The following is a 14,073-nucleotide window of genomic DNA, read 5'->3' as shown; positions in this document are numbered from 1 at the left end:
TGGCGGGTATTTTTTTGCTGCTCTGGCCGACGAAGTGGCCGCAATATGTACTCACGCTCACCGCGCCACTTAGCCTGAGCGCTGCAATGGGCGTGCAGACTGTGCTGCAAAATATTCGCACTCGCCCGCGTCCGGCTGCGCGTGCCCCAATTCTTTGGCGAGAATTGCGCCGCGCCTGGCCCTGGCTTTTGCCGGGATTGGTTGTTTTGGCGCTGATTGCTTTCTACCCGATGATTTTTCAGGCGGCCATGTCGCTGACGGATTTTAATACCATCTCTATCCGCGATGGCATTAATGGCGGTGTCTGGCGTGAAGTCTGGCGCGGGATTACCGGCCAAACCGAACCGCTGGTTGTGGATTTATGGCAGTATTTTGATCGTTTTCGGAGACCGACTTCAACGGATGTGCATTATGTTGGTTTTAGTTCGTTGCGGTCTCTATTTGCCGGGGGCATCCCGGATTTGTTGGTGTTCAATATTTTGTGGGCGGTGTTATCGGTATTTTTGCAGGCCGCGTTGGGGATTGCCGTGGCATTGATGCTCAACCGGGAGGGCGTGCGCGGGCGTGGTTTTTGGCGCACGCTGTTCGTTTTACCCTGGGCGATCCCCGAATTTGTTGGCGCGTTGATCTGGTTGCGCCTGCTAGAGCCGGGTCGGGGCTGGTTGGCGGTTATTGAAAATGCGCCTTTTGATGTCTGGTTAGCGACTTTTTGGGCTGCGCCGGGCACGCGCTTGCTGCTCTTGTTGTTGGCGGCTACCTGGTATGGTTTTCCGTTCATCATGTTGGCTGCGACTGCCGGGCTGAAGTTGATCTCTAGTGATGTCTATGAAGCCGCGGCAATCGATGGCGCCGGACGTTGGCAGCAATTCCATTTTGTGACCTGGCCTTTATTATGGCCCCTCGTGATGCCTGCTGTACTCATCCGCCTGATTTTTGCTTTCAACCAATTCTATCTCTTCTATACCATGCGGGTAGATTTCCCCACTGTTACCCATGCCACGCTATCCTATTACGCCTTTTCGCCGACTTTTGGCGGGCAATTTGCGGTATCTGCGGCGATCAATATTTTTACGGTGGTTGTCCTGGTAGTGTTGATTTTGTGGTTCAACCGCCGCAGCCGTGCAGTAGAGGGGGTGACGTATGCGTAGGCAAATCAGCGCTTGGGAACAATTTCTTCATCAGCTTGGCCTGGTGCTGGTCGGTTTGTTCGTATTGCTGCCAATCTGGGGTATGGTCTATTTGGCCTTTGAGGGTGGCACGATGGGTTGGCCGAGTACATTTCGCCTGTGGCCCGAAGAACCTACCCTGCGAATATTTCAGCAGGTTTGGGCACAGGCTTCGCAGTCGATGCCGTTTTTGGCGCTGCTCAAGAATAGTCTGATTGTGTCTGGTGGCGCCATGTTCTTCTCGGTTATTTTGGGGACCAGTATGGCCTACGCCTTCGCGCGTTACCGTTTCCCGGGCCGCAAACCGGGACTGCTGATCTTGCTGGTTGGCGCTTTATTGCCACCCGTAGCCCTGATGACGCCGCTCTATGTGCTCTTGACAATCTTGAAATTACGCACGACAATGTTGGGCTTGACGATAGTCTACACGGCGTTTTCCATGCCTTTCTGTGTGTGGAATATGCGCTCCGCTTTTCAGGCCGTGCCCAAAGATTTGGAAGAAGCCGCTTTTCTGGATGGTGCCGGGGCCTTGAAGACATTTTGGCGTATCTCCCTGCCGATTGCATTGCCGTCAATTGCTGTAGCCGCCCTGATCGCTTTTTTGATCGGCTATTCCGAGTTTGCCATGGGCTGGCTGTTTGTCGACACCAGCGCCAATGTCACCGTTGCGATGGCTGTGTCCGGCGCTCTGGGTGTATCCACCTTCTCTGGGAGCTTATTATCGGCCCTGGCGATACTAATGAGTCTTCCGGTGATAGCTCTCTTTTTAATTTTGCAGCGATACCTTTTAGATCGGTTGCTGTTTTTATCGGTTGGCGATCAGACATAAGAAATTTTTCCGCAGCTCGAAAATGATCCAAAAATCTGGGAGCGGAGTATCAGGAATAATTGGCCTTATACATGGAACCCATCCAACAAGGAAATCTCTATGAACACACCGAATTGGGTTAAAAACGCTGTTTTTTATCAAATCTTCCCTGACCGCTTTGCCCGTAGTGCGCGCACGCGGCACCCGCGCGGGATTCAGTTTAAACCCTGGGGTACGCCCCCCGAAGAGCAGGGCTATCAGGGCGGCGATTTGCATGGCATTGTGGACAAGCTCGATTATCTGCAAGATTTGGGGGTCACTGCGCTTTATCTCAACCCCGTTTTTTCATCGGCATCCAATCACCGTTATCACGCCTTCGACTATATGCAGGTTGATCCGCTTCTCGGTGGGGATGCTGCGCTGCGTGATCTGCTGGATAGCGCCCACGCTCGCGGTATGTATGTGGTGCTGGATGGGGTTCTAAACCATGCCAGCCGCGGTTTTTGGCCGTTTCACCATGTGCTCGAAAATGGCCCTAACTCACCCTATGTGGATTGGTTTTTTATCAATGACTGGCCGCTGCGCCCTTATTCCAGCGACGACAAAAACCCTGTCAACTATGAAGCCTGGTGGGGGATGCCCGCGCTGCCCAAGTTAAATACCAATAACCCCGGAGTGCGGGATTACCTCTTTGAGGTTACTCGCTACTGGCTCGATTTTGGCATTGATGGTTGGCGCCTGGATGTGCCCTCCGAGATTGATGACGATGATTTTTGGCGCGAGTATCGCCGGGTTGTGAAAGCTGCCAATCCACGCGCCTATATTGTGGGCGAAATCTGGACTGAGGCTCAGCGGTGGTTGCAAGGCGATATGTTTGATGCCGTGATGAATTATTTATTCACCCGTAATACATTGAGTTTTTTTGGAGCCTCCACTCTGCGTAAATTTGAGCATAATGAGTTGCCAATGCAACCGCTAGACGCTCCCGCATTTGCCCAACAAATCAATCAGATGCACGCGCTCTACGATTGGGAGATCAATCAGGTTCAATTGAATCTCCTCGATAGCCACGATACGCCGCGTGCGCTTTGGTTGATGAGCGATGATAAAAGCGCTTTGCGATTGAGCCTGTTTTTTCAGATGACCATGCCCGGGGCGCCGTGCATATACTATGGGGATGAGATTGGGCTAACGTCGGCGGGCGATCCACATTGCCGCGCTGCTTTCCCCTGGGAGCAGGAATCAGTCTGGGATCACGACCTGCTGACTTTCTACAAACAAGCGATCGCGTTGCGCCATCAGAACCCGGTGCTGCGTACCGGTTCTTTTGAGATTATCTACGCCGAAGGGGATGTAATCGCTTTCAGGCGCATACTTGGCGAGCGCCGTGCCTTGGTGGTTTTCAACACCGGTAAGGCTGTTGCCCATCTGACCCTGCACCTGCCCGAAGCCCAGCAAGCCGGTTGTTTTCAAGCCTGGCCGCAAGGCGGCGGCAGTTACCGCATAGAAAATCAACACATCACCCTGGATGTGCCTGCACGCGCGGCGACCGTTTTATTTAATTGATTCTCTATGGTGCAAGAACCAAATCTTGGAGGCAGAATACGCCAATTCGGGGTTATGGCTTGTTTTCGGAGGATTGTCTTGTCCGATACGCCAGTTTCAAGGCCACGATCAATCCGCTGGTGGTTAGCTGGAATAATCCGTATGCCATAATCGAAATATCGCGCTGGAACAGAGCATAAGCCCCCCACACCAAACCGTCGAGGATGGATAGCGTCCAGGTTTCCAACGATAAATCAGCTAAGTTGCCTTCTTTAAACGCTACCCAGAGTTGGGGAATGTTGGCGGCTAACACGCTGATGGATAAAACAATCCCCAGGCCGGTTTTTCCAGCCAGCAGACCTACTACTAGCAAAACCACAAACCAGACCGGGGTAACCCTGAATTCGCGTATCGAGCGGCCAAAGCGCAAGGCAGCAAACGTGATGAATGCGAAAATAACACCCGAGGAACCGGTGGCAAAGCTGACATAGGGTTGGCTGGTCAATATGCCATAGGCCGCCCAACCGAAACTAACAATCGAACTGGTTCCAGCCGTATCCACTGAAACACCAAAGGCCTCCCGTGCGCGCAGCAGCCGTACCAACTGTGGCATCGCCCGAATCAGCCCCACCAGCGTTCCAACCGCACCAAGAATAGAAGGAATATTCATCTTGTGATTCTAACAGACCCTGGCGATGATGTTGCTACGATAGCATACCTCCGCATTCCCCAATCGACAAAATTTTGGGGAATATGTCGTAGTCTGTGGTAACGAATATCCATAGGGTCTATGACGAGTTTATGGTAAACTATGCCCCGGTTTGTGGATTTTTTTATAAGCGTATGGAACCGTTTCCATATAAGATTGCTTGTCGTTCTGCACGACAAATCTGTGCAGAACGACTGTGATCATCATAAATGAAACTGAATAAAACAAATCGCGCGAATATCTTTCGATGCATTTTAAAATATTCGTGTCATTCGAGAAATTCGTGGTCATTCGTGATACGAATTTTTTGCCGAAAGTGATTTGCGAGCAGGTTGTAATACTAATTTTCCGAATACATACTCACTGGCTGAGTAATTATTATTTTTCTGGAGGATAGAAAAAATGTCTGAAACAAAATGGGTTTATCTGTTCAAGGAAGTTGGGCAGGCTGAAGAATATGCTGGAAGTTGGGCGGGCGCTCGCTCTCTTCTAGGTGGCAAAGGCGCCAATTTGGGTGAAATGACCCGTATCGGCGTGCCAGTGCCCCCTGGCTTTACCGTATCTACGGAAGCTTGCAACGCTTATCTCGCAGCGGGTGAGCAGTTCCCAGATGGACTATGGGAACAGGAACTGGCTTGCATGAAAGCCACCGAGCAGGAAACCGGGAAAAAATTTGGCGATCCTGAAAATCCCCTGCTGGTTTCCTGCCGCTCGGGGGCTGTTTTCTCGATGCCTGGCATGATGGACACCGTGCTCAATATTGGCCTCAATGACGAAGTTGCCAAGCGCATGGTTGAACTGACCAATGATGCCCGTTTCGTCTACGATGCTTACCGCCGTCTGGTACACATGTTTGGCTCGGTGGTTCTCAATATTGACGATGAAGCTTTCGAAGAACCCCTTGATGCGTATAAAACCCAAAAAGGCTATAAGCTCGATACTGAGATGAACGCCGAAGATTGGCAAGCGCTCACCGAAACCTACAAGGCTGCCATTAAAAAGCACAAAGGCTTTGACTTCCCGCAAGACCCCTACGAGCAGCTTAAACTGGCGACCGAAGCCGTCTTCAAATCCTGGAATGGCAAGCGCGCTATCGACTATCGCAACGCCGCTCACATTGCCCACGACCTCGGCACTGGCGTCAATATTCAGACGATGGTCTTCGGCAATATGGATAACTCAGGCACCGGCGTAGCCTTCACCCGCAACCCTTCCACGGGCGAGCGCAAGAACTGGGGCGAGTATTTGATGAATGCCCAGGGCGAAGATGTGGTCGCCGGTATCCGTAATGCGGCAGAAATTTCCCAAATGGCGAACGAGCTGCCCCAGGCCTATGCCGATTTCATCGACGTGTGTGACAAACTCGAAGCCCACTATCGTGAAATGCAGGATGTTGAATTCACTGTCGAGAATGGCAAGCTCTGGATGCTGCAAACCCGCGATGGCAAACGCACCGCTAAAGCCGCCGTAACCATCGCCGTCGAGATGGTCAAAGAAGGCTTAATTAACAAAGAAGAAGCCGTCAAGCGCGTGCAGCCCGAACAGGTCGATACCCTGCTGCACCCCCAATTTATCAATGAAGTCAAGCAAGCCGCTGAGGCTGAAGGCAAAATGTTCGGCACTGGCGTCAACGCTTCGCCGGGCGCTTCGGTGGGACGGGCCTATTTCGATGCCGACACCGCCGAGCGCAAGGCCAAAGAAGAAGGCCAGGATGTGATTATGGTGCGTCCCTTCACCAAGCCCGATGACGTTCACGGGATGCTGGCCGCCAAGGGTATTCTCACCAGCGAGGGCGGCGCCACCTCTCATGCTGCCGTGGTTGCCCGTCAATTTGGTATCCCCTGCGTGGTGGGCGCATCTGCAGTGCGTATTGATATGGAAAAACGTCAATTTGCCGCAGGCGATGTGGTTGTGAAAGAAGGCGACTGGATTTCTGTGGACGGGACTACCGGTGAAGTATTCCTTGGTCAAATTGAGACCGTAGCCCCCAGCCTGGACGAACAAACCGACCTCCTTGAGTTGCTCGGCTGGGCCGATGAGATTTCTGCAACCGAGGGTGTGCGCGACCTGCCCGAAGGTTGGCCGACGCGCGGCCTGCAAGTTTGGGCCAACGCCGACTACCCCGAAGACGCTCGCCGCGCCCGTTCGTATGGCGCCCAGGGAATTGGCCTGTGCCGCACCGAGCACATGTTCTTCGAGCCGGAGCGTCTGCCGATTGTTCAGGATATGATCCTGGCTGGCGAGAATGTCGCTGTGCGCCAGGCGGCGCTTGATAAACTGCTGCCTTACCAGCGCGCTGATTTCGACGGTCTATTTGAAGCCATGACAGGCCTGCCCGTGATTATTCGCCTGATCGACCCCCCGTTGCACGAGTTCATGCCCGATGAGCACGAATTGCTTGAAACCGTGATTGAAGCCCGCGTCAAAGGCCAGGCTGTTCCTGAAAAAGAAGCCCTGCTGGCTGATATTCAGTCGCTGCATGAAAGTAACCCCATGATGGGGTTGCGCGGCGTGCGTCTGAGCGTAATGATGCCCGAGATCGTTTCGATGCAGGTGCGCGCCATCTTCGAAGCCGCCGCCGATGTTAAGTTGCGCGGGTTCGAACCCAAACCTGAGGTCATGATTCCCCTCACCGGCCACGTCAACGAATTGCTCTTTATCCAGCCCAAACTGGAAGAGATCGCAGCTGCGGTGATGAGCGAGAAAGGCGTGCAATTTGAATATAAATTTGGCACCATGATCGAAATCCCCCGCGCCGGGCTGACTGCCGATAAAATTGCCAAAACCGCCGAGTTCTTCTCCTTCGGCACCAATGACCTGACGCAGTTCACTTTCGGCTACAGCCGTGACGACGCCGAGCGCAACTTCCTGGTCAAATATGTTGAAGACGGCATTCTGGAAGTCAACCCCTTCCAGACCATCGACCGCGATGGTGTTGGTCAGTTGATGCACGTAACTGTCAAGAAAGGGCGCAAGACGCGTATCGACCTCGAATGTGGTATCTGTGGTGAGCATGGCGGCGACCCCAATTCGATCGAGTGGTGCCACCTGATCGGGTTGAACTATGTCAGTTGTTCCCCCTTCCGTGTGCCGATTGCCCGTCTGGCTGCAGCCCACGCCGCGCTGACGCATAGAGCGTAGAGAAAAAATAATTAATTAACAAATGCGCCCCACTTCGTCCGAAGTGGGGCGCATTTGTTTTTAATCTTCCGATGCTCTGAGATACGGTCTGTTTTTTACCCTTCGCTTCTGGCAGCAGACTTGCAACCATCTTGTATCTGTGCAATCTAAATGTTATGATCTAATCGTCGAATTCTATCGAATGCAAACGATAAAGTGGCAGGTAAGCATATGTTGAAGAATCTCACCCGTGGCGAGAAAACCGCCCTTACAATTCTCTTGGCTTTATTAGGCATTACAGCCTGTGTGGCAATTGGCCTGATTGTGTATCAATTATCTAACTATGCCACACCGAAGGTTTCGCCTGCGAATACCCCCACACCCGTCAGTACCATTGACCCGCTCTCTTCTGGCGGTTCACTCGCTGCGCCCGGCGCGCCAGATTTGGCTGTTGAGAGTGACTCGGGGATTTCCAATGCAGATAATATTACCAATATCACCACGCCGCGTTTCACCGGAACCTGTACCGATGGCGAGAAAATCAGCATCACCAGCAGCATCAATGGGTTATTGGCCCCGGCAGATGTAGTTTGCGCGGGTGGGCATTATGATATAACCCTGACCAGCGCCCTCGGCGATGGCGCGCACAACATCACCGCAACCGCCAGCGATGCGAGTGGTAATAGCAGTCCGGCTTCTTTGGGGTTGAACCTGACGATGGATACAACCCCGCCCACAGCACCCGGAACGCCCGATCTGGCGCCCGGCAGCGATACTGGCGCCTCAAATGCAGACAATATCACCAGCGATATAAATCCGCAGTTTACTGGCATTTGCACGCAAGACGATCAGATTACAATTCACAGTTCGGTGGATGGGGATCAGTTGCCTCCAATTACCTGTGCAGTGAATGGTTATGATATAAACCTCACCAGCAATCTTTCCGAAGTCACCCACACGATTTCTGCCAAAGCAATGGACGCGGCTGGAAATTCGAGTATGTCTGCGGGCCTGATTATGACGGTCGAGACGGCGGCACCATCGGCTCCTGGCACGCCCGATCTGGCCGCGGGCAGCGACACAGGCATCTCAAATACCGATAATATCACCAACGACACCACGCCCCAATTCGCGGGTCTGTGTACATCGGGGGATGTGATTGTTATTCATAGCTCGCTGAATGGGGATTTGTCGCCCACCCGCGGTTGTGCGGATGGACGTTATGATATTACTGTGACGAGCGCACTCAGTGAAGGGGTACACTCGATTTCGGCCCGCGCGGTCAACGCGGCTGGAAATTCGTTCAACTCCCTGGGCCTGACTCTGACAGTCGACACCAGCCTACCCCCCACGCCGGGCACCCCCGATCTGGCCGCAGGCAGCGATAGCGGTATTTCGAACACCGACAATGTCACCAATGACGCCACGCCGCAATTCGTCGGCACATGCTCCACCGGCGACCGGATTGTTCTCAACAGCAGTGTTGGCGGCGTTTTATTGCCCTCCAATTACACGTGCGCGAATAACGCCTATGATATTGTGGTTAGCAGCTTGCTAAGTGAAGTTGTGCATAATATCACTGCCGCGGCCATTGATACCGCCGGGAACAGCAGTCCGGGTTCGGGCGTTTTGAGCGTAACCGTCGATACGATTGCGCCCGCCGCACCTGGCACCCCCGATCTGGCCGCAGGCAGCGATACTGGCGCTTCAAATTCTGACAATATCACCAGCGACACCACCCCACAATTTACAGGAACCTGTACGAGCGGCGATTATCTCACCCTGTCGAGTAGTACGGATGGACAGTTGAACCCCACCGATGTGCTTTGTTCGGGTGGTGGCTATGATATGACCGTAACCAGCACCCTTACCCTGAATACGCACAATATCTCGGCAAAAGCCAGAGACCTGGCAGGTAATCTCTCCACCGCGTCTGCTGCGCTGGGTATTACAGTGCAGGCCGCCACACCAACCGCGCCCGGCACTCCTGATATGCATCCGGAGAGCGATACCGGTGCATCAAATTCAGATAATATCACCAACGACACCACGCCGCGCTTTACTGGCGCTTGTGTGACTGGTGACAAGATTAATCTAAGCAGCAATCTCACCGGCGCGCTGGTGCCTGCAAACACGCTATGCGCTTCTGGAAACTATGATATTACGATTACTACCATCCTGAGTCAGGATCCGCACAGCATTACGGCCAAAGCCACCAATCCCGAAGGCTTTACGAGTTCGGCTTCCGGTGGGTTGAGCATTACGATTGATTTGATCGCCCCGGCCGCGCCCGGTACACCCGATCTGGCTTCGGGTAGCGATACGGGCGCTTCAAACAGTGATAATATCACCAGCGACACCACGCCCCAATTCACCGGCTCATGTGAGAGCGGGGCTACCGTTACGCTGAGTAGTTCGGTCAATGGAATTTTGGCTCCGACCGGAACGTGTAGCAGCGGCGCATTTGACATCACGCTGACCAGCGTCTTGAGTGAAGGCGCACATAATATCACAGCAGCCCAGGTGGATGTGGCAGGGAATGGCAGCGGAAGTTCTCCGGCTTTGGGTGTCAATATTGTCATTCCGGTGCTGCTTGTCAGCGTGTCTGGAAACACGGGCGTAGACGCGATCACGACCACGGGGGGCACACCCTCTGAGGGGCAACTTAACTGCCCGGCCACGCGTTGTGATACCGGTTTTGCCCTCGATGATACCGTGACGTTGAACGTTACCGTAGATGCGGCTTCTGGCTTTGTGGGCTGGGGCGGCGACTGCGCCGCGTTTGGCAGCAATCTGTCGGGGATTTTGACGATGAGCAGCGACAAGACATGTTCCGCTACCTTTGCGCCAACCCCCAAGCCCGAAATGGATGTGGAAGGCAATGTGGTTTCGATCGCCGATGGCGACGTATCGCCCGATGCCGCCGATCACACCGACTTTGGCAATATCAGTGTCGGCGGGCATCTTGACCGTACATTCACGATCCAGAACGAAGGCACCGATACATTGACCTTGTCGGATTTCCCCGCGGTTGTAACCTTATCTGGCTCTGGTGATTTCTCGGTACAAACACAACCGGGAAGTGCCACTATCGCCGCCGGGGGGGGCGATCTGACCTTTGTGGTGCGTTGTGCGCCCTCGGGGGCAGGCGCGCTTTCGGCCACCGTATCGATTGCCAATAATGACGCGAATGAGAATCCCTATGATTTCCAACTCGCCTGTGCCGGAACTACCGCCGCAGAGATAGATGTGCAGCGCCCGGTTGTCTCATCAATTGCCGATAACAGCACGGATGACATCGGCAATCAGGCTGTGGGAACCGTTTCTGTGCGCTATATTCTGGATAATTCGGCAGGTTCAGCTCAACTTAGTGTGAGCGCCGTTGCCGCCGATAATCTTAGCAATGCCAGCAGTTTCACGCTGATCTCATCGCTGCCGATTGATGTGCCAGCGGGTGGCAGCGACGTGCTGGATTTCACTTTCAATGTGGATGCTTTAGGCGCGTTCAGTTTTGATATAGATATTACCAATACTGATTCGGATGAGAACCCCTACGATATTCAGATTGTTGGGGTGGGAGCGCTTGCTCCCGAGATGGATATACTTGGCAACGATACGACCATAATCAGTGGCGATACTACGCCCGAGGCTGGTGATCACACTGATTTTGGCAATGCCGACACGAATGGGGCTACCATCAGCCGCACGTTCACCATTGAGAATACAGGCACGGCAGATTTGACGCTGAGTAATTCGCCTGCTGTGACAATTGGCGGTACGCACGCGGCAGAGTTTACATTAACGGTGGATGCAACTACGCCGATCACCGCGGGTAACGAGACGACCTTCACAATCACCTTTAATCCCGGCGATAGCGGTTTGCGTGAGGCTACAATTAGCATTGCCAATAATGATGGCGATGAGAATCCGTACACCTTCTCAATTCAGGGTGCGGGAACCGGAGCCGCGGCGGAAATGGATGTACTGGGGAATGGGGTTTCGATTGCCAGTGGTGATACATCGCCCGATGCCGATGACCACACCGATTTTGGCGATATTTCCGTGGCGAGTGGTTCGCAAGTTTATACCTTCACCATTCAGAATACGGGTAGTGTGGATTTGAATCTCTCCGGGACACCGATTGTCGTCATTGGCGGCACCCATGCGGCAGATTTTGTCTTGACCAGCGATGCCACCACGCCAGTATCCAGCGCGGGAGGCACAACCACCTTTGAGGTCACGTTTGATCCCAGCGACAGTGGTTTGCGCGAAGCGATAATCAGTATCGCCAATGACGATAACGACGAGAATCCGTATACATTTTCCATCCAGGGAACGGGCACGCCCTAAATATTTCGGATGGCCCTTATAAAAAGAGAGTGGTGAGTTTTGCTCACCACTCTCTTTTTAGGTTATCTTCTTTTCATTTGGGAGTGAAATAAAAAAAGTGCTTCCCGGCAATTTGATTTCATCGTAGCCGGAGCTTTCAACCCGTACACGACCCCCGTGGGCTTGAACAATACCGCGCACAATTGCCAGCCCCAAACCAAGGCCGCCGCCTTTGAATTTTGTTTTTCCCGACGAGTGTAGATCAACATCACCGGTTTGGTAGAATTTTGTGAAGATTAAGTCTTTATGGCGTGGATCAATGCCGATGCCGGTATCACGGACGGCGATTTCTACGCCACCCTGAGGTAAGCGCGCATCGCCTTCGGGCAGATGACGGCTGCTCAGCGTGATTGACCCTTCATCCGGTGTATATTTGATGGCATTATTAAGCAAATGCTTGAAAACTTTGAAAAGCGCTTCAGAATCGCCAGGCACGGTTGGCATGACGGAGATACTTTCGTCCAGAGTCAGATGTAATTTGCGCTCTTGGAGTACTTTTGAAAACTCTTGCACTGCATCCTCAATGATCGGCGCTATGGTAACGGGTTGAGTGTTGAGTGCTAATTCATGCATATCAATCTTTGCTACTTCCAACATGCTGCCAACAATTTCGTGCAGTCGCTGAGCGCCTTCGTAAATACCACCGAGAAAAGCCGCATACTCTTTGTTTTCCTGTAACTCTGGGGCTTCCATTAGCATTTGACTGTATCCGCTCAAGATTGTCAGCGGAGTGCGTAGTTCGTGCGATGCAATGCTAATGAAATCAGACTTCGTGCGGTCTATGCGTTTGAGTTTTGTGTGGGCTTCTTCCATGGCAGAATACGCGCGGCGAAATTCTTTATTCACGCGCATCAAGCTTTCAACCAGGCGAGTATTTTGCAAGGCCACAGCCGTTTGATCGGCCAATGTGTGTAATAATTCGATATCTTCAGCGAAGTATGATGCGCCAGATGCTTTGGGGCCCAGCGCCAAAAGTCCGACCCACTCTTCTTGCGCGTGGATGGGGATATAAATATCCATATTCAGGCGCGTGAGCCAAACCTGTGTAGTGTGGGTGAGGCTCTGAAAGCGTGGCAGCATTTGAATTTCGGCATAGCTGAGTGCGCTGCGATCTTTATTCCAGGCATTCGCCAGTGCGCAATCTCCCGGCAGCATGCCAGCGAAAGCTGTGGTGGGCGCTTTTCGGCTCTGTGTGAGATGAAATTGTTTTTGCCCGTTGACTCCAATTTCGAATTCAACCAGGAAGAGAATACCGCGATCGACATCCAGAAATTCCTGTACCAGGTCTACGACCACCGCAGAGAGCAATTCGAGATCAAGAATATTGCTGATGCTTTGGCTGAATTCGCGCAGTGCGCTGCGAGGATCTTTTTCTTCGCCAAAAAAGATGCGATCAACCCATTTTTGGATGCGTCGCAAAATCGGATTAATGATCAAAATGAGAGCAAGCGCCAGTACAGCAGCCACAACAGCGCGCTCTATCCCCAGATTTTCACGCAAGATAATTTCTAATACCAGGTAAACCAAAGCAAAAACAATAAATTCCACCAAAACCAGCAAAACAGAATTAACCATGCGCCGGAATGTAGCCCCCAGGTGCGGGAGCCGCGGCGTGAGTACTACGTAGGCAATCGCCAGGATTCCCGCAGCCATTACAAGAGTTCCGGCTTCTTTGGAGAAGAATAAATAGATCGCATTGCCAAGTAGCAAAATTACGATCGCAATCCCCCAAATAAAAAGCCGATTGCGTACAGTCGGGAACTTGTTTTGCAGATAATTCTTAACGATCAGCACAATTAGAGCCAGCTCAAATACAACCCAGCCACCTATCAGCATCCAGTAGATGAGCAGTTTTAGCTCCCCCATGTAGCCCAGCGCATACCACCAGCCATCTCGCGTGGGAATGAATTGGGCTGCCACAGTGACGAAGAACCAGAGCATACCTAAAATATACCAATTGCGGCCGGTTCGCCGTGCAATCGCCATGCCTATGGCATATTGCAGCACGCTGCCCAAAAATATGCTGTATGTCGCCCAGTTGGCTAGGATCACAGGGGGACGAAATTCGATCAGCGGGAATTGGGTGTAGAGATACCCGATGCTGAATAGAAAATAAATGAGCAGAAAAAAGAACAGCCCGCGTCCATATTCGCTGTGCAGGTTGTTTTTCCTAAAATTAATTACGAGCAAAGCCAGTGTTATGAGTGCAGTAAAGCTCTGGAAAAAAAATAGTAGATCAAAGGACATAGAGGTCTTGACCAATCGAATCTGTTCTTGATGAACGGCAAAAGTTCATATTTGGATATATTATTGGGATTATAACAGCACTCGAGATC

The 14,073-nt window shown here is 52.4% G+C and carries 7 protein-coding genes; 5 read left to right on the top strand and 2 right to left on the bottom strand.

The window, feature by feature from the left end; genetic code table 11:
• The 3 genes from HN413_00380 to HN413_00370 all read left to right on the top strand — a co-directional run.
• A partial coding sequence (locus HN413_00380) for a sugar ABC transporter permease (protein MBT3388844.1) occupies positions 1-1,148 on the top strand: 1,148 nt, incomplete at its 5' end.
• Positions 1,141-1,995 carry a carbohydrate ABC transporter permease gene (locus tag HN413_00375; GenBank protein MBT3388843.1) on the top strand — a complete coding sequence of 285 codons (855 nt, stop codon included), beginning with the start codon at positions 1,141-1,143 and terminating at the stop codon, positions 1,993-1,995. The genes HN413_00380 and HN413_00375, both read left to right, overlap by 8 nt.
• Before the next feature lie 99 nt (positions 1,996-2,094).
• On the top strand, positions 2,095-3,540 hold the full coding sequence (locus tag HN413_00370; protein ID MBT3388842.1) for a glycoside hydrolase family 13 protein: 1,446 nt from the start codon (positions 2,095-2,097) through the stop codon (positions 3,538-3,540).
• Between the two features lie 52 nt (positions 3,541-3,592).
• On the opposite strand, the gene HN413_00365 is transcribed toward HN413_00370, so the two are convergent.
• Positions 3,593-4,189: a hypothetical protein gene (locus HN413_00365; protein ID MBT3388841.1), complete on the bottom strand. Its 597-nt coding sequence runs from the start codon at positions 4,187-4,189 to the stop codon at positions 3,593-3,595.
• 441 nt (positions 4,190-4,630) lie between these two features.
• On the opposite strand from HN413_00365, the gene HN413_00360 reads away from it, so the two are divergent.
• Positions 4,631-7,369: a pyruvate, phosphate dikinase gene (locus HN413_00360; GenBank protein MBT3388840.1), complete on the top strand. Its 2,739-nt coding sequence runs from the start codon at positions 4,631-4,633 to the stop codon at positions 7,367-7,369.
• Positions 7,370-7,579: 210 nt separating this feature from the next.
• Positions 7,580-11,698 (top strand): choice-of-anchor D domain-containing protein, encoded by a 4,119-nt coding sequence (locus tag HN413_00355; protein MBT3388839.1) that lies wholly within the window; start codon positions 7,580-7,582, stop codon positions 11,696-11,698.
• A 57-nt stretch (positions 11,699-11,755) separates the two neighbouring features.
• Here HN413_00355 and HN413_00350 read toward each other — a convergent pair whose 3' ends face one another.
• Entirely contained in the window at positions 11,756-13,984 is a 2,229-nt protein-coding gene (locus tag HN413_00350; protein ID MBT3388838.1) for a GAF domain-containing sensor histidine kinase, read from the bottom strand.
• Between the last annotated feature and the right edge of the window lie 89 nt (positions 13,985-14,073).

The organism is Chloroflexota bacterium, from assembly GCA_018648225.1.
Taxonomy (GTDB): domain Bacteria; phylum Chloroflexota; class Anaerolineae; order Anaerolineales; family UBA11858; genus NIOZ-UU35.
This window is presented reverse-complemented; position numbering and strand designations above follow the sequence as displayed.

Coding starts and splice junctions, on each gene's coding strand:
- HN413_00375 (MBT3388843.1), top strand. CDS start 1,141: ATGCGTAGGCAAATCAGCGCTTGGGAACAATTTCTTCATCAGCTTGGC.
- HN413_00370 (MBT3388842.1), top strand. CDS start 2,095: ATGAACACACCGAATTGGGTTAAAAACGCTGTTTTTTATCAAATCTTC.
- HN413_00365 (MBT3388841.1), bottom strand. CDS start 4,189: ATGAATATTCCTTCTATTCTTGGTGCGGTTGGAACGCTGGTGGGGCTG.
- HN413_00360 (MBT3388840.1), top strand. CDS start 4,631: ATGTCTGAAACAAAATGGGTTTATCTGTTCAAGGAAGTTGGGCAGGCT.
- HN413_00355 (MBT3388839.1), top strand. CDS start 7,580: ATGTTGAAGAATCTCACCCGTGGCGAGAAAACCGCCCTTACAATTCTC.
- HN413_00350 (MBT3388838.1), bottom strand. CDS start 13,984: ATGTCCTTTGATCTACTATTTTTTTTCCAGAGCTTTACTGCACTCATA.